This window comes from Kitasatospora albolonga (genome assembly GCA_002082585.1).
GTDB lineage: Bacteria > Actinomycetota > Actinomycetes > Streptomycetales > Streptomycetaceae > Streptomyces > Streptomyces stephensoniae.
The window spans coordinates 4,294,657-4,309,235 of record CP020563.1 but is presented as its reverse complement, the minus strand read 5'-3'; the positions used below and the strand labels follow the sequence as shown (position 1 = coordinate 4,309,235).

Annotated in this window: 15 protein-coding genes; 9 read left to right on the top strand and 6 right to left on the bottom strand. The window is 69.8% G+C overall.

Annotated features, from left to right (window positions below):
- The first annotated feature begins 31 nt into the window (after nucleotides 1-31).
- From B7C62_18765 to B7C62_18755, 3 genes are read left to right on the top strand one after another with little or no spacing between them, the layout of a single operon-like run.
- On the top strand, nucleotides 32-1,033 hold the full coding sequence (locus B7C62_18765; GenBank protein ID ARF74057.1) for a phosphate ABC transporter permease subunit PstC: 1,002 nt from the start codon (nucleotides 32-34) through the stop codon (nucleotides 1,031-1,033).
- Nucleotides 1,030-2,112 carry a phosphate ABC transporter, permease protein PstA gene (locus tag B7C62_18760; GenBank protein ARF74056.1) on the top strand — a complete coding sequence of 361 codons (1,083 nt, stop codon included), beginning with the start codon at nucleotides 1,030-1,032 and terminating at the stop codon, nucleotides 2,110-2,112. The genes B7C62_18765 and B7C62_18760 overlap by 4 nt, the downstream gene beginning before the upstream one ends.
- Nucleotides 2,113-2,152: 40 nt before the next feature.
- Nucleotides 2,153-2,929 carry a phosphate ABC transporter ATP-binding protein gene (locus tag B7C62_18755; protein ARF74055.1) on the top strand — a complete coding sequence of 259 codons (777 nt, stop codon included), beginning with the start codon at nucleotides 2,153-2,155 and terminating at the stop codon, nucleotides 2,927-2,929.
- 137 nt (nucleotides 2,930-3,066) lie between these two features.
- On the opposite strand, the gene B7C62_18750 is transcribed toward B7C62_18755, so the two are convergent.
- Both B7C62_18750 and B7C62_18745 read right to left on the bottom strand, forming a co-directional pair.
- Nucleotides 3,067-4,065, bottom strand: a complete 999-nt coding sequence (locus tag B7C62_18750) for an anion permease (protein ID ARF74054.1) — start codon at nucleotides 4,063-4,065, stop codon at nucleotides 3,067-3,069.
- A gap of 5 nt (nucleotides 4,066-4,070) precedes the next feature.
- Nucleotides 4,071-4,691 carry a phosphate transport regulator gene (locus tag B7C62_18745; protein ARF74053.1) on the bottom strand — a complete coding sequence of 207 codons (621 nt, stop codon included), beginning with the start codon at nucleotides 4,689-4,691 and terminating at the stop codon, nucleotides 4,071-4,073.
- 357 nt (nucleotides 4,692-5,048) lie between these two features.
- Between B7C62_18745 and B7C62_18740 the strand changes: the two genes are divergently transcribed.
- A complete protein-coding gene (locus tag B7C62_18740; protein ARF74052.1) occupies nucleotides 5,049-5,417 on the top strand; it encodes a hypothetical protein in 369 nt (122 codons plus the stop codon).
- 224 nt (nucleotides 5,418-5,641) lie between these two features.
- Here B7C62_18740 and B7C62_18735 read toward each other — a convergent pair whose 3' ends face one another.
- Together B7C62_18735 and B7C62_18730 are read right to left on the bottom strand one after the other, a co-directional pair.
- Nucleotides 5,642-5,845 carry a hypothetical protein gene (locus tag B7C62_18735; GenBank protein ID ARF74051.1) on the bottom strand — a complete coding sequence of 68 codons (204 nt, stop codon included), beginning with the start codon at nucleotides 5,843-5,845 and terminating at the stop codon, nucleotides 5,642-5,644.
- Nucleotides 5,846-6,038: 193 nt separating this feature from the next.
- The gene (locus B7C62_18730) at nucleotides 6,039-6,953 is read right to left on the bottom strand and encodes a hypothetical protein (GenBank protein ARF74050.1); all 915 of its coding nucleotides are present in this window, start codon (nucleotides 6,951-6,953) and stop codon (nucleotides 6,039-6,041) included.
- A gap of 253 nt (nucleotides 6,954-7,206) precedes the next feature.
- Between B7C62_18730 and B7C62_18725 the strand changes: the two genes are divergently transcribed.
- Nucleotides 7,207-7,419: a hypothetical protein gene (locus tag B7C62_18725; protein ARF74049.1), complete on the top strand. Its 213-nt coding sequence runs from the start codon at nucleotides 7,207-7,209 to the stop codon at nucleotides 7,417-7,419.
- 146 nt (nucleotides 7,420-7,565) lie between these two features.
- Here the strand turns inward: B7C62_18725 and B7C62_18720 are convergent, their stop codons facing one another.
- Together B7C62_18720 and B7C62_18715 are read right to left on the bottom strand one after the other, a co-directional pair.
- Nucleotides 7,566-8,303: a hypothetical protein gene (locus tag B7C62_18720; GenBank protein ARF74048.1), complete on the bottom strand. Its 738-nt coding sequence runs from the start codon at nucleotides 8,301-8,303 to the stop codon at nucleotides 7,566-7,568.
- A 368-nt stretch (nucleotides 8,304-8,671) separates the two neighbouring features.
- Nucleotides 8,672-9,640 (bottom strand): peptidase P60, encoded by a 969-nt coding sequence (locus B7C62_18715; GenBank protein ARF77249.1) that lies wholly within the window; start codon nucleotides 9,638-9,640, stop codon nucleotides 8,672-8,674.
- A gap of 597 nt (nucleotides 9,641-10,237) precedes the next feature.
- On the opposite strand from B7C62_18715, the gene B7C62_18710 reads away from it, so the two are divergent.
- The 4 genes from B7C62_18710 (at nucleotide 10,238) to B7C62_18695 (ending at nucleotide 14,516) form a co-directional block, all read left to right on the top strand.
- Nucleotides 10,238-10,546, top strand: a complete 309-nt coding sequence (locus B7C62_18710; GenBank protein ARF74047.1) for a hypothetical protein — start codon at nucleotides 10,238-10,240, stop codon at nucleotides 10,544-10,546.
- A 181-nt stretch (nucleotides 10,547-10,727) separates the two neighbouring features.
- Nucleotides 10,728-11,597 carry a hypothetical protein gene (locus tag B7C62_18705; protein ARF74046.1) on the top strand — a complete coding sequence of 290 codons (870 nt, stop codon included), beginning with the start codon at nucleotides 10,728-10,730 and terminating at the stop codon, nucleotides 11,595-11,597.
- The gene (locus B7C62_18700; GenBank protein ARF74045.1) at nucleotides 11,587-12,969 is read left to right on the top strand and encodes a hypothetical protein; all 1,383 of its coding nucleotides are present in this window, start codon (nucleotides 11,587-11,589) and stop codon (nucleotides 12,967-12,969) included. The genes B7C62_18705 and B7C62_18700 overlap by 11 nt, the downstream gene beginning before the upstream one ends.
- Complete coding sequence (locus tag B7C62_18695) at nucleotides 12,966-14,516, top strand: hypothetical protein (GenBank protein ID ARF74044.1); 1,551 nt, start codon at nucleotides 12,966-12,968, stop codon at nucleotides 14,514-14,516. The genes B7C62_18700 and B7C62_18695 overlap by 4 nt, the downstream gene beginning before the upstream one ends.
- Nucleotides 14,517-14,579: the final 63 nt, after the last annotated feature.

The following is a 14,579-nucleotide window of genomic DNA, read 5'->3' as shown; positions in this document are numbered from 1 at the left end:
CCACGGCTCCCCCACACAGACCGGAAAGACCATGGCTTCCACCACACCGATAGACACACCACCGGCCCCGCCGGCCCCACCGGAACAGGCCGAGCGCCCCCGGTCCACCGGGCGCGCGGGCGACAAGATCTTCCTGGCCCTCTCCCGCGGCTCGGGCATCCTGCTGCTCGCGATCATGGCGTCGATCGCCGTGTTCCTCACCTACCGGGCCGTCATCGCCATCTCGAAGAACGAGGGCAACTTCCTCACCACCTTCGACTGGAACCCGGCCGGCAACCCGCCGGTCTTCGGCATCGCCGTCCTGCTCTTCGGCACGGTCGTCAGCTCGATCATCGCGATGGTCATCGCGGTCCCGGTCGCTGTCGGCATCGCGCTGTTCATCTCGCACTACGCGCCGCGCAAGCTGGCCGCCCCGATCGCGTACGTCGTCGACCTGCTCGCCGCCGTCCCCAGCATCGTCTACGGCATCTGGGGCGCTCTCGTCCTGGTGCCGTACCTGGAGGGCCTGAACCTCTGGCTCGACCAGTTCTTCGGCTGGACGTACATCTTCGACAAGACCGAGGTCGGCGTCGCCCGCTCGCTCTTCACCGTCGGCGTGCTGCTGGCGATCATGATCCTGCCGATCGTGACCAGCGTCAGCCGCGAGGTCTTCCTCCAGGTCCCGAAGATGAACGAGGAGGCCGCCCTCGCGCTGGGCGCCACCCGCTGGGAGGTCATCCGCCTCTCGGTGCTGCCGTTCGGCCGCTCCGGCATCATCTCCGCCTCGATGCTCGGCCTCGGCCGCGCGCTCGGCGAGACGATGGCCGTCGCCACGGTCCTCTCCCCGAGCTTCATCATCTCGCTGCACGTGCTCAACCCGGGCGGCGGAACGTTCGCGCAGAACATCGCGGCCAAGTTCGGCGAGGCCGACGAGTTCGGGCGGGACGCCCTGATCGCCTCGGGCCTCGTCCTCTTCGTCCTCACCCTGCTGGTCAACGGCGCGGCCCGGCTCATCATCGCCCGCCGCAAGGAGTACTCGGGGGCCAACGCATGAGCCACGCAACCGCCGTACAGGACCGTCCGACGCCGCCCACCGGGCCCGCGCCGAAGTCCGGTCTGAGCAGCCGTTCGCTGCCCCGCCTGGCCCCCGTCGGCTTCGCCGCCGTGTCGATCGCGCTCGCCGTCGGCCTCGGCCTCGCCGCGGGCTGGCACAGCAAGGTGCAGTGGGGCATGCTCGCCGCGCTGTTCTTCCTGGCCATCTCCTACGCCGTCACCACAGCCGTGGAGAACAAGCGCCAGGCCAAGGACCGCCTGGCCACCAGCATCGTCTGGGTCTGCTTCCTGCTCGCGGTCGTCCCGCTGGCCTCCCTGCTGTGGACGACGATCGCGCGCGGCGCCGAGCGCCTCGACGGCTACTTCCTCACCCACTCCATGGCCGGTGTGCTCGGCTCGGAGGCCAGCGGCGGTGTCTACCACGCGATGGTCGGCACCCTCCAGCAGGTCGGCATCGCCACGGTGATCTCCGCCCCGCTCGGCCTGCTGACCGCCGTCTACCTGGTCGAGTACGGCAAGGGCGCGCTGGCCAGGGCCGTGACGTTCTTCGTCGACGTGATGACGGGCATCCCGTCCATCGTCGCCGGTCTCTTCATCCTGTCGATCATGCTGATCGCCAACCTGGAGCCGTCCGGCCTGATGGGCGCGCTCGCCCTGACGATCCTGATGATCCCGGTCGTGGTGCGCTCCACCGAGGAGATGCTCAAGCTCGTCCCCAACGAGCTGCGCGAAGCCTCGCTCGCCCTGGGCATCCCGAAGTGGCGCACTATCCTGAAGGTGGTCCTGCCGACCGCGATCGGCGGGATCACGACCGGTGTCATGCTGGCCATCGCCCGTATCGCCGGTGAGACCGCCCCGATCATCCTGCTGGTCTTCGGCAGCCAGCTGATCAACACGAACCCCTTCGACGGAGCCCAGTCCTCACTGCCGTTCTACATCTACGAGCAGTACAAGATCGGCGAGGCCGCCTCGTACGACCGCGCCTGGGCGGCAGCCCTGGTACTGATCGCCTTCGTCATGATCCTCAACCTCGTGGCCCGCGGAATCGCCCGCTGGAAGGCCCCGAAGACCGGTCGCTGACGCGGCCATCAGCGACCTCCCGAAAGAAGCAGTGATTCCCATGGCCAAGCGCATCGACATCAGCGGCCTCACCGCCTACTACGGCAGCCACAAGGCCATCGAGGACATCTCGATGACCGTGGAGCCCCGCTCCGTGACCGCCTTCATCGGCCCCTCCGGCTGCGGTAAGTCCACCTTCCTGCGCACCCTGAACCGGATGCACGAGGTCACCCCCGGCGGCCGCGTCGAGGGCAAGGTGCTGCTGGACGACGAGAACCTGTACGGCTCCAACGTCGACCCGGTCACCGTGCGCCGCACGGTCGGCATGGTCTTCCAGCGCCCCAACCCCTTCCCCACCATGTCGATCTTCGACAACGTGGCGGCGGGCCTGCGGCTCAACGGCAGCTACCGCAAGAGCGAGCTCAACGACATCGTCGAGAAGTCCCTGCGCGGCGCGAACCTCTGGAACGAGGTCAAGGACCGGCTCAACAAGCCCGGCTCCGGCCTCTCCGGCGGCCAGCAGCAGCGTCTGTGCATCGCCCGCGCCATCGCGGTCGAGCCGCAGGTCCTGCTGATGGACGAGCCGTGCTCGGCGCTCGACCCGATCTCGACCCTCGCCATCGAGGACCTGATCGGTGAGCTGAAGGAGCGCTTCACGATCGTCATCGTGACGCACAACATGCAGCAGGCCGCCCGTGTCTCGGACCGCACCGCGTTCTTCAACCTCGCGGCGGTCGGCAAGCCCGGCCGGCTCATCGAGATAGACGAGACGGAGCGGATCTTCTCCAACCCGTCGGTCCAGGCCACGGAGGACTACATCTCGGGCCGCTTCGGCTGAGCCGTACGCCTCCGCCGACTCCCCTATACGGCCTTGCGGTGCTGCATGGCGGTGCCACCACAAGGCGAAAGGGTCCGCCCCCGCTCTCCCTGGTACGGAGAGCGGGGGCGGACCCATGTCCTGTGTCCTGCGGGACCTCAGCCGAAGAGCAGCAGCACCGCGCCATAGCTGAGCGCCGCGACGAGAGCGGCGGCAGGCATGGTGATGAACCAGCCGAGGATGATGTTCTTCGCGACGCCCCAGCGCACGGCGTTCACCCGCTTCGTGGCGCCGACGCCCATGATCGCGGAGGTGATGACATGGGTCGTGGAGATCGGCGCGTGGAAGAGGAACGCCGAACCGAACATGATCGACGCGCCGGTCGTCTCCGCCGCGAACCCCTGCGGCGGGTCCAGCTCGATGATCTTCCGGCCGAGCGTCCGCATGATGCGCCAGCCACCCGCGTACGTCCCGAGCGACAGCATCACCGCACAGGCGACCTTGACCCAGACCGGGATCTCGTCGTTGGGGCCCTCGATATCGGCGATGACCAGGGCCATCACCACGATGCCCATCGTCTTCTGCGCGTCCTGGAGGCCGTGGCCGAGCGCCATGCCCGCCGCCGAGACCGTCTGCGCGATCCGGAAGCCGCGCTTGGCCTTGTGCGGGTTGGCGTTCCGGAACATCCACAGGATGCCGACCATCACCAGATAGCCGACGACCAGGCCGATGATCGGGGAGAGGAACATCGGGATGACGATCTTCTCCAGCACCCCGGACCAGATGACGTCCGTCCCACCGGCCAGCGCCGCGCCGACCATGCCGCCGAACAGCGCGTGCGAGGACGAGGAGGGGAGACCGTAGTACCAGGTGATGAGGTTCCAGATGATCGCGCCGACCAGCGCCGCGAACAGGATGCCCATCCCCTTCTGCCCCACGGGCGTGGCGATGAGCCCTTCGCTGACGGTCTTGGCGACCCCCTGGCCCAGGAAGGCACCGGCGAGGTTCATCACCGCCGCCATCGCCAGAGCCGCACGCGGGGTCAGCGCCCGGGTGGAGACCGAGGTGGCGATGGCGTTCGCGGAGTCGTGGAAGCCGTTCGTATAGGTGAAGCCGAGCGCGACACCGATGGTCACGATCAGCGCAAAGGTGTCCACGAGGTTCAGGACTCCTTGACCGCGATGGTCTCCACGGTGTTGGCGACGTGCTCGAACGCGTCAGCCGCCTCTTCCAGCACATCCACGATCTGCTTGAGCTTCAGCACCTCCATGGCGTCGTACTTGCCGTTGAAGAGGTGGGCCAGCAGCTTGCGGTGGATCTGGTCGGCCTGGTTCTCCAGACGGTTGACCTCGATCCAGTACTCGGTGAGGTTGTCCATGGTCCGCAGCCCCGGCATCGCCTCGGCGGTCAGCTCCGCCGCCCGGGCCAGCACCTCGATCTGCTGCTCGACACCCTTGGGAAGCTCCTGGACCTGGTAGAGGACGACCAGGTCGACGGCCTCCTCCATGAAGTCCATGATGTCGTCGAGCGAGGACGCCAGCTTGTAGATGTCCTCGCGGTCGAAGGGCGTGATGAAGGAGGAGTTCAGCTGGTGGAAGATCGCGTGGGTGGCGTCGTCCCCCGCGTGCTCCGCTGCCCGCATACGCTCCGCGATCTCGACTCGGGAGGCAGCATCCGCCCCGAGCAGTTCCATCAGGAGTTTCGAGCCCGTGACAATGTTGTCCGCGGACGCGGAGAACATGTCGTAGAAGCTCGTCTCCCTGGGGGTCAGACGAAAGCGCACGTGGGGTCCTCGGGATGCTTTGGGTTCGGTCAGGCTGATGCTAGGCGCATCATCCGGCCACGGCTAACCGGCGTTCTTCAGTGTCGCCCATCGGAAACGGGGATCGGCACGGGCCCCCGGTCACGTTTCCGCCGGATTCGTTACGATATACCCGGCCGGGGTATATCACAGTGCAGAGGCGCGGAACGACAGGGCGGCCGGTACCGCGCGGCAGCACCGGCCACATCAAGCCGCACTTCAAGCCGCACACCGGACCACGGCCGTTCCCCACCGGCCTCGAGCACCGCGGTAACACTCCGTAGCACGCTGTAAACCCTGTAGCACGCTGTACGAGGACAGGACAACGGGAGGACGCAGATGACCACCACCGAGACCACGGGCACCGGAGCCGAACCGACGGCTCCCTCCGCCGCCGAGGAGGTCGTCACCGACCACGACCGCGGCATCCACGGCTACCACTACCAGAAGGACGAGCACCTCAAACGGCTGCGCCGGATCGAGGGCCAGATCCGTGGCCTCCAGCGCATGGTCGACGAGGACGTCTACTGCATCGACATACTCACCCAGGTCTCGGCCTCCACCAAGGCCCTCCAGTCCTTCGCCCTCCAGCTGCTGGAGGAGCACCTGCGCCACTGCGTCGCGGACGCGGCGGTCAAGGGCGGCGAGGAGATCGACGCGAAGGTGGCGGAGGCCACGAAGGCGATCGCCCGACTGCTGCGGACGTGAGGCGGGGGGCAGGAGCGGGCATGGAGTGCTGTACGTGATGGGGCGCTGTACGTGATGGGTACCGGCGCCCCGCGTGGGTGCGCGGTACGGGACTCCACCTGGGGTACGCGGTACGGGGCCCCCACCCCGGGTCGCTACGCCGGGCACCGCGGCCCCCGGCGGCCCGGCATCCCCTACCGGACCGGCGGCCCGGCATCCCTACCGGACCCGGCACCGCGCGGGCGTCACCCCCGGTGGGCGGCCTGCCGCGGAACGGTCGTCCACGCCTCCGCGCATCCGACGTTGAGCACCTCGTCGATACGGTCGGGACTGAGGCGTTCCTCCCCCGCCGCCGATGCCGCGATCATCAGTTCGCCGCACAGCTCGATCTCGGCGAGGGCCACACAGTCCTGAGCGTTCGGAGCGCTGAGCGTCACCACCTGCGTCACCTTTCTCTGCCGTCGTCTCTCTGCCGTCACCGGCCTCCGCCGGCCCTTGGCGCGCCGACCTCCTAGCGTAGGGAGCGCGACACGCCCCGCGCATGGCACGGACGGACCATTTCGCCCCCCTCCCAACCGGCCCCTCCCGCCCCGCTCTTCCCGTGGGGGAGAGTCGGTCGGCAAGGAAGAACCGGCCGCTCCCTCACCCCTGCCGGATCTCCCCCGTGTAGATGTCGTCCTCGTCCGGCAGCGTCACCGTGACCGGCACCCCGAACCCGTACAGCAGCAGCGTCGAGACCACCGACACCTCGGACACCTCGGGCACTTCCGCCCCCTCGGCCCCCTCCGGCCCCCCTGCTCCCCCGGACCGCTCCGAGGCGAAGCTGAAGCGGTGCCGGACCTTCCGCAGCCGCCCCTCCTCGTCCAGGTAGGCGTCGAACGGCACCGCGTCCCTGCTGAACCCTTTCGCCGCCGCGCTCAGCGCCCCGCGCGACTGCGGCGACGCGGCGCGCGCCGCCCGGTTCAGGTCGGCAACGCCCCGGTAGTGATGGACCGTCACCCCGGCCAGCTCGGACTTCCCCACGTACGTCACATCGTCGGCGCCGCGCAGCAGTTCGGCGGCGGCCATCGGATCGGTGACCCCGCCGGTGACGAGGTTGCCGTCCTTGAGGGCGGTTGTGTCGATCCTGACCCACTTGTCGGCGGGGACGCCCGCGCCGCGGTTCTTCATGTAGAGCGCGCCGGGCGCCAGCAGCTCGGTGATCGGCCGGTGGTCGTCCGCACCCGCCGCGTCCGGGGGCAGCACCACCTTGATCCGCCCCGTCTGCGTGCGGAAGTCGTACGTGCCCTGCCCCCGGATCGTCACCCGCGTCCCGCCGGCCGCCGTCTCCATCGACGTACGGGCTTCCGCGCCACCCGCCTCGGCGAGTACGTCGGCGGCCTGGCCGAGCACATCGAGCGGGCGCTCGGCGGCCACGGCACGCTGCCCGGAGCCGTCGCCCCCACCGCCCGGCCCGTCCCCGCCGACGCACCCGGCGGTGACCGCGATCACCCCGGCCACGGCGAGGGCGCGGGCAGCGCGGGCCCCGCCTCCGTACCTGTCCTGCTGCACCACCATCGCCTGCCAACCCCCAACGACTGCCGCCCGACCGAGCCCTCACCCGCTCCGCTTAACGACCACCGACGCCCCCCGTCACGCCACCCGCCCCGCTCCACCCCGCGGCCGACCCTCCGCAAGGCCGCCCACCCCGGCACACCCGCCCCGGGCACAACGGCGCACAGGCCCTCCGCACAACCGGCGCACGCCCCTCCCCCTCTCCCCCCACCTCCCCCCATCCCGCCCGCGTCCCACCCCCAGTACCGTTGGTCAGGTGCACGAGGAACCCCCCGCCCCAGCCCGCACCGCCGCCCCGCATCCCCCTTCGTGCCCCTCTCCGCCCCCGGCGGGGCACAGCGCCACGACGACCGAGCGCGGCTCGTTCTGTCTGGCCCGCTGTGTCTGCGGCTGGGTGGGGCCCGCCCGCCGGTCCCGGGACCGGGCGCGCACCGACGCCGCCGAGCACCTCGCCGCACCGCCGCCCTGACCCCGAGGGACATGGCCGGAAACAGCCCGATCCCCCAGGCGCTGGGAGCACCTGGGGGATCGGGGAAAATCGGCGGAACGATCAGGACAGCGGGACAAGAAACAGACAGTGCGGGAACCCGGTCAGCCGGTCAGGTGACCAGGGGGTCAAGCGGCGAGATCCTTCTCTCCTGGGTGGCGGCGCCCGGCGCCGGGCCGGGGCTCGGGGATTCCCCGGGCGTCCGCGCGCTCGTCGACGTACGCCGCGCCCGCGTCCGCCTTCTTCGACCGGACGATCCAGCTGACCCGGTCGGAGCGGGAGATCGTCGCCATCAGCGGGGTCAGCAGAGCCATCGCGGGCGGCGCGAGCAGCAGGGCGACGGCCGTGCCGAGGGCGAATCCGCCGATCACGTCGGTCGGGTAGTGGACGCCCATGTAGATACGGCTGACGCCCGCGAAGAACGCGAGGCCGAGCGCCACGAAGCCGAACTTCCGGTTGGCCACGAAGATGCCGACGGCAAGGCCCATCGCGAGGGTGGAGTGGTCACTGACGAACGAATAGTCCGTCTTGCCCTGGATCAGGACCTCCAGCCCTTCATGGTCGTTGAACGGGCGCGGCCGTTCGACGAAACCACGGATCGGGATGTTGATCACGACCGCGAGCGCGGCGGCGAGCGGTGCCCAGACGAGCGCGGCGACCGTCGTCACCGAATCCTCGGCGCTCCCCCGCTTACGCATGCTCCACCAGCACCAGAGGCCCACCAGGACGAGGCCGAACATGGTCCCGTACTCACCGACGAACTCCATGACCCGGTCGAACCAGGTCGGAGCGGCCTTCGCCAGCCCGTTGATGTCGTAGAGCAGACTGACGTCCGGGTTCGACCCATCGAGTTCGAGTCCAGCCATCTGCTGCGGCCCCTTGCCTTGTCTGCTTCATCTGTGGCGACGCGCGTCCGTGCGCACCGCCGTGGTCGAACCCCCGTGATTCGGTGTGGTCCCGTTCCCGCGCACGCATGGCCGGTGCGCATGCTGTCCGCTGTCCCTGTCCAGGGAACGGCCCGGCGCCCGCACGCGTTCCGCTCTCCACCGAATGATCACCATGACGTTATCGAAGAGTGATTGGTCGTCGCAGCTCAGGGCCCAGGCTTCACGGAGAGTTCCGGCCACGGCCGACTCCCCGTCAGCCCTGCCACCGCCCCCCACAGGCGAGATCAGCCACCCGCCGCCGAGTCCACCGGTCAGCAGACCCGCCAGCCGACCGATCGGTCCACCGGTCAGCCCTCCGACGAGTCCGGCGGCAGGTTCGTCGGCAGGGCCGCGGCACCGTCCTTGGTGACCCGCGTCGCGCCGAAGTAGTCGGGGGTATCGATCTTGTCGAACCGGATGACCGCTCCCGTGAAGGGGGCGTTGATCATATAGCCGCCGCCGACGTACAGACCGACGTGGCGGATGGCGCGCGAGTCGGTGAGGTCGTCGGAGAAGAACACGAGATCGCCGGGGAGCAGTTCGTCCCGCGAGGGGTGCGGCCCCGCGTTGTACTGGTCGTTGGCCACCCGGGGCAGCTCGATCCCGACGGTCCGGTACGCGGCCTGGGTCAGCCCGGAACAGTCGAACCGCCCCTGCTGCTCGGGCGTCCCGTTGCCGCCCCACAGATACGGCGTACCGAGCTTCTTCTGCGCGAAGTAGATGGCCCCGGCCGCCTGCCGGGAGGGCTCGACGCGGCCGACGGGCCGGGCGAAGCTCTTCTCCAGCGAACGGATGATCTTGACGTAGTTCTGCGTCTCCTTATAGGGGGGCACGCCGCCGTACTTGATGACAGCGTAGGCACCGGCGTTGTACGCGGCCAGCATGTTGTTCGTCGGATCGCCCGGCACCTTCTTGACGTACCCGGCGAGCTCACAGTCGTACGAAGCGGCCGAGGGGATCGCGTCGGCCGGGTCCCAGACGTCCCGCTTGCCGTCGCCGTTGGCGTCGATCCCGTGGGTGGCCCAGGTGCCCGGGATGAACTGGGCGATGCCCTGCGCGGCCGCGTGGCTCTGGGCCCGCGGGTTCCAGCCGCTCTCCTGGTACAGCTGCGCGGCCAGCAGGGCGGGGTTGATGGCCGGGCAGAGGTTGCCCCACTTCTGCACGAGCGACTGGTACCGCGCCGGGACGGCCCCCTTGGCCAGCGCGACGGCACCGCCCCCGCCCGCCCCCGCGAGGCCGGCGGCGGCCGAGTACGTACCGACGAGGAGCAGCGCCATGAAGCACGCCGCCGCACCCACGCCGATGCCACCGAGGACCCAGAATTTCCGCACCCCTCAACCATCCCCCATCGGGGAACGCTTCAGGGCTTTTTTCGAGGGTGTGTACGAGTCATCCGCAGCACACCACCGGCGCACCCGGAGCACACGCGGGCGTTGAGCCCCCGTCAGCCACTCCCGTACCGCACAGTCGAAGGCCAGGACCCACCCGGCATCCGGCGGCCCGAAGCGCCCCGTCCCACCGACACCGACAGACCCGCCCCCTGACGGGGCGTCGCCCGGCTCACCGGCGCACCGGCAGCTCCCGAACGGCGCATACGAACACGCCGTGCCCCACGAACGCTGCTATCACATCGAGAACCCATGGCCACCGTCGTTGCTCGCGGTCACATCGCGTGATACACAGAGTAACTAGGCATATGCGTGTGGATATCGGGACGAGCCGCAGGTCAGGGCGGCCGGGTCGGTCGAACGTGCGAGATCCGGGTAAAGAGACCGGGAAGGCGTCGTGCGGCTGCGGTTTCATCAGCGAAGATAGAAGGCAACCCGTGCCGCACGGCACAGGCAGCTAACTACCCAACAGGGGCGGTGACTTACATGATCCTGGCAGCAGAGAAGGGCGACATCACCACCATCATCGGCGGAATCGCCCCCAACTGGGGACCGTTCGGCACGCTGGGCAACGAGGCGCGCATCATGATCGAGGTGGTGATGGCGATCGCCATCCTGCTCTGCCTCGGCATCGCGATCTGGGGCGCGGCGAAGCAGCGGATCGGGGCGACGGCACTGCGCGACACGTTCAGCGCGGAACAGGGCAAGGGCCTGATCGTGGCGGGCCTGACCGGGGTCTTCATCATCGGCTCCCTGGGCACTCTCTTCACCATCGTGTACGGAATGGCTGTCTGACCGCCCGTCGGCCAGCCCCTGCCGGGCCGTCCCCGCCCGCTCCCCACCATCCGTCCGTCGCGCCCACCGGCTGAGGTTGCGTCTCCCTGATGTCGAGTCACTCCACCGCGCTCACGCGGCAACCAGCACGGCTACCGTCGTCATGCGCGGAACCGCACACGACCGAGGGAGCGAACGCGGCATGAGTCCCGGCGACGAGCACGACTATCGCGGCACGGACCAGGGCGGGCGCGGGGACGACCCGTACAGCACCCTCGGCGGCACCCGGCAGACCCGTACCCGCCTCCCCGACGGCGACGCGGGCCACCCGCACCCCCGCCGCCCCGTCCGGAACTCCCGCTCCCTCGTCACGATCACCGGCGTGGTGGTCCTCCTCATCGCCGCGATCGCCTTCGCCAACCGGGGCGGAACGAGCGACGACAACGCCTCCCCGGGCCCGAAGAACCCCGGAACCGCAGGCTCCGCCCCGACCGCCCCCACCGGCACCAAGCCGGTCCAGGGCAAGAACGGCACCATCCCCGCCGGCTTCGCCCAGGACGAGCAGGGGGCGCAGAGCGCGGCGGCGAACTACTCGGTGGCGCTGGGGTCCGTCGGCATGTTCAAGAAGGAAAGCCGTCACGCGATCGTTGAGGCCATCTACACCACTGAGGCAGCCGCCAAGCTGAAAGCACCTCAAGACGCCGCCTACTCCGCGGATTTTCTGGCCAAGCTCGGGCTTGACGCCGACGGGGAAGCCCCGTCGGGAAGCATCTTCGTCTCACGGACCATCCCGATCGGCACGAGCGTCCTCGACTACCGTGGCGAATCAGCGACGGTCGCGGTCTGGTACACGGGCCTCATCGGCATGTCCGGCCAGGAGTCCACCGACCCGGTGAGCACCTCGTGGAAGACGTGGACCGCGGTCCTCACCTGGTCCGACGGCGACTGGAAGATCAAGAGTGACAGCCAGGAGGACGGCCCTGCACCCGTCCCCGGCGACGTCCCGGCTTCCAGCTCCGACGACATCAGCAAGGCCGTCGAGGAGTTCGGAGGCTTCACCTATGCCAGGTAGCCCACGGCGCGGCGCGAGCACCGTTCTCGCCGCACTGACTGCACTGCTGACCGGTCCGTTCCTCCTTGCCCCCGGAGCGAACGCCGCGCCCGCACCGACACCGACTCCTGAGCCCAGCGCGAGCGAAAGCCCCTGCGACCTGCTCATCGGCCCCGCCAAGGAGTACTGCGTCGATGGCGAGAGGGGAGCGGGCACCAGTTCCGTTCCCCCTCCCGACGCCCTCGACCCCCTCACCTCCCTCGCCCAAGGCTGCGCCGACGCCGCCGCCTGGATCGTCGGCAAGCTCAGCGAGGCCGTCGAATCCACGGCCAACGTCGACTTCACCAACCAGAAGTTCCTCCAGCAGTACGCCGTCATCTTCGCCGCCTCCACCATCCTCACCCTCGTCCTCTGGCTCCTCGCCGTGGTCAAGCGCGCCATCCGCGGCGTCCCCCTCACCACCGCGATCTCCGAGGCCGTCGGCTTCCTCTGGCTCACCGTCCTCGCCTCGGCCTTCACACCGCTGATCCTCTACACGATCGTCTCCGCCACCGACGGCGTCACCGACGTCATCGCCGCCTCCACCGGAAGCCAGACCGACGTCTTCTTCGGGTCGTTCGCCGAGGCCCTCAAGAAGGGCACCGACATCGGCGGCGGGCCGATCATGCTGATCGTCGTCTCGCTCGTCTCGATCGTCGCCGCCGGCATCCTGTGGCTGGAGCTCGTCATCCGCGCCGCCCTGCTCTACGTCGGCGCCCTGCTCGGCATCGTCGTCTACGCCGGACTCGTCGACAAGAACATGTGGGGCCACGTCCGCCGCTGGGCCGGCATCATGATCGCGGTGATCATGGTCAAACCGGTCATCGTCATCGTCCTCGGCCTCGCCGGAGCGCTCTCCGCGGGCGACGGCCCCGACGCCTTCTCCGCCGTCGTCTCCGGCCTCGCCATCATCCTCCTGGCCATCTTCGCCTCCGCCATGATCTACCGTTTCGTCCCCGGCTTCGGCGACGAGATCCAGGGCGCCCGCACCAACCGCAAGCAGGCCACCGACGGCGCCCAGGCCGCCGCCCTCATCAGCTCCCCGGCCGCCCTCGTCTCCCAGGGCATCAAGACCCACAGCGGCCGCACCGACCAGAACAGCGGCGGCGGAGGCGCCCGCCCCGCCAACCCGGTCGGCGGCGGCGTCGCCGCCCACAGCTCCCGCACCTCCGGCGGAGGCGGCGGCGCGGCCGGGGGCGGGGCAGGCGGCGGATCTGTCCCCTCCGCCGCACCCCCGCCCCGCAGCGGCGGCTCCGGACCCACCTCCGCCACCCCCCACAGCAGCCGCTCCTCCCGAGGCGGAGGCGGCTTCGGCAGCACAGGCAACCCGAGCACAGGAGGTGGAGGGCGTTGACGACCCAGTCCCACACGATGACGCCCCGCCGTACGTATCTCATCGGCCGCGCCCGGCCGAACGCGATCGTCGGCAAGAACCGCGAGACCGGCGAGATCGCCCTGATCATCGCCGGCGCGTTCCTCGGCATGATGAGCGGACTCCTCGTCCCCGTCCTCTCCCTGCGCATCGTCTGCCTCGTGGGCTTCCCGATGCTGGCCCTCGCCGTCGTCTACGTCCCGTACAAGGGCCGCACCTTCTACAAGTGGTTCGAGATCAACCGCAGCTTCAAGCGCTCCCTGCGCCGCGGCACCGCCTACCGCTCCGGCGCCATGGAGGCAGGCGTCGGCATCGACGGCCGCGAGGTCGAGATCGGCCCGCCCCCCGGCATCGGCCGGATCAGCTGGCTCGCCGCCCCCTTCGGCCCCGACGAGATCGCCGTACTCCTCCACGCCGACCGCCGCACCGTCACCGCCGCCATCGAGATCGAGGGCCCCGGCGTCGGCCTCCGCGACAGCGAGGACCAGGAAGCCCTGGTCGACCGGTTCGGCACCCTCCTCAAGCACGTGGCCAACGGCGACGGCTTCGTCACCCGCCTCCAGATGCTCGCCCGCACCCTCCCCGCCGACCCCGACGCCCACGCCAAGGACGTCGCCCAGCGCGGCGACAAGACGGCCCCCACCTGGCTCCAGGACTCCTACGACCAGCTCCAGTCCATGGTCTCCACCTCCAGCGAGCAGCACCGCGCCTACCTCGTCGCCTGCATGCACTACAGCCGCGAACTCGCCGCCGAGGCCAACGCCATGGCCCGCGCCGCCCGCCCCCACGGCGGCCGCAAGCTCGACCGCGACGCCGGCCTCGCCGTCGTCATGGCCCGCGAGCTCACCGACATCTGCGCCCGCCTCGCCGAGGCCGACATCCGGGTCCGCCAGCCCCTCGGCCAGAGCCGCGTCGCCTCCCTCGTGCACTCCATGTACGACCCCGACCACCCCATCGACCACATCCAGGCCATGACCAAGCGCAACGCCTGGCCCGCCGAACTGGACGCGGTCGAGCCCACGTTCCTCCAGGCCAAGACCCGCGAGTCCACCACCCGCGCCCCCTGGTGCCACGCCACGGCCTGGGTGAAGGAATGGCCGATGACCCCCGTCGGCGTCAACTTCCTCGCCCCGCTCCTCGTCCACACCCCCGACGTCATCCGTACGGTCGCCGTCTGCATGGACCTCGAACCCACCGAAGTCGCCATCGAGCGCATGCTCACCGAGAAGACCAACGACGACGCCGAGGCCAGCCGCCAGGCCAAGATGAACCGCACCGTCGACCCCCGCGACATCGCCGCCCACGGCCGGCTCGACCAGCGGGGTGAAGATCTCGCCAGCGGCGCTGCCGGGGTCAACCTGGTGGGGTACATCACGGTGTCGTCCCGTTCGCCCGAGGCCCTCGCCCGCGACAAGCGCACGATCCGCGCCTCGGCCGGCAAGTCGTACCTCAAGCTGGAGTGGTGCGACCGCGAGCACCACCGCGCCTTCGTGAACACCCTCCCGTTCGCCACGGGCATCCGCCGCTGACCCCGGCACGCCCCCGACACCGACACAGCCGCCACCCCCACGAACAACACCACCACCCGCGAC

Bases quoted from the DNA above. Each gene is read 5' to 3' on its own strand.
- B7C62_18715 (ARF77249.1), bottom strand. From the start codon at position 9,640: ATGGCGCTGCTCCTCGTCGGTACGTACTCGGCCGCCGCCGGCCTCGCG.
- B7C62_18765 (ARF74057.1), top strand. From the start codon at position 32: ATGGCTTCCACCACACCGATAGACACACCACCGGCCCCGCCGGCCCCA.
- B7C62_18700 (ARF74045.1), top strand. From the start codon at position 11,587: ATGCCAGGTAGCCCACGGCGCGGCGCGAGCACCGTTCTCGCCGCACTG.
- B7C62_18755 (ARF74055.1), top strand. From the start codon at position 2,153: ATGGCCAAGCGCATCGACATCAGCGGCCTCACCGCCTACTACGGCAGC.
- B7C62_18705 (ARF74046.1), top strand. From the start codon at position 10,728: ATGAGTCCCGGCGACGAGCACGACTATCGCGGCACGGACCAGGGCGGG.
- B7C62_18730 (ARF74050.1), bottom strand. From the start codon at position 6,953: ATGGTGGTGCAGCAGGACAGGTACGGAGGCGGGGCCCGCGCTGCCCGC.
- B7C62_18760 (ARF74056.1), top strand. From the start codon at position 1,030: ATGAGCCACGCAACCGCCGTACAGGACCGTCCGACGCCGCCCACCGGG.
- B7C62_18710 (ARF74047.1), top strand. From the start codon at position 10,238: ATGATCCTGGCAGCAGAGAAGGGCGACATCACCACCATCATCGGCGGA.
- B7C62_18720 (ARF74048.1), bottom strand. From the start codon at position 8,303: ATGGCTGGACTCGAACTCGATGGGTCGAACCCGGACGTCAGTCTGCTC.
- B7C62_18740 (ARF74052.1), top strand. From the start codon at position 5,049: ATGACCACCACCGAGACCACGGGCACCGGAGCCGAACCGACGGCTCCC.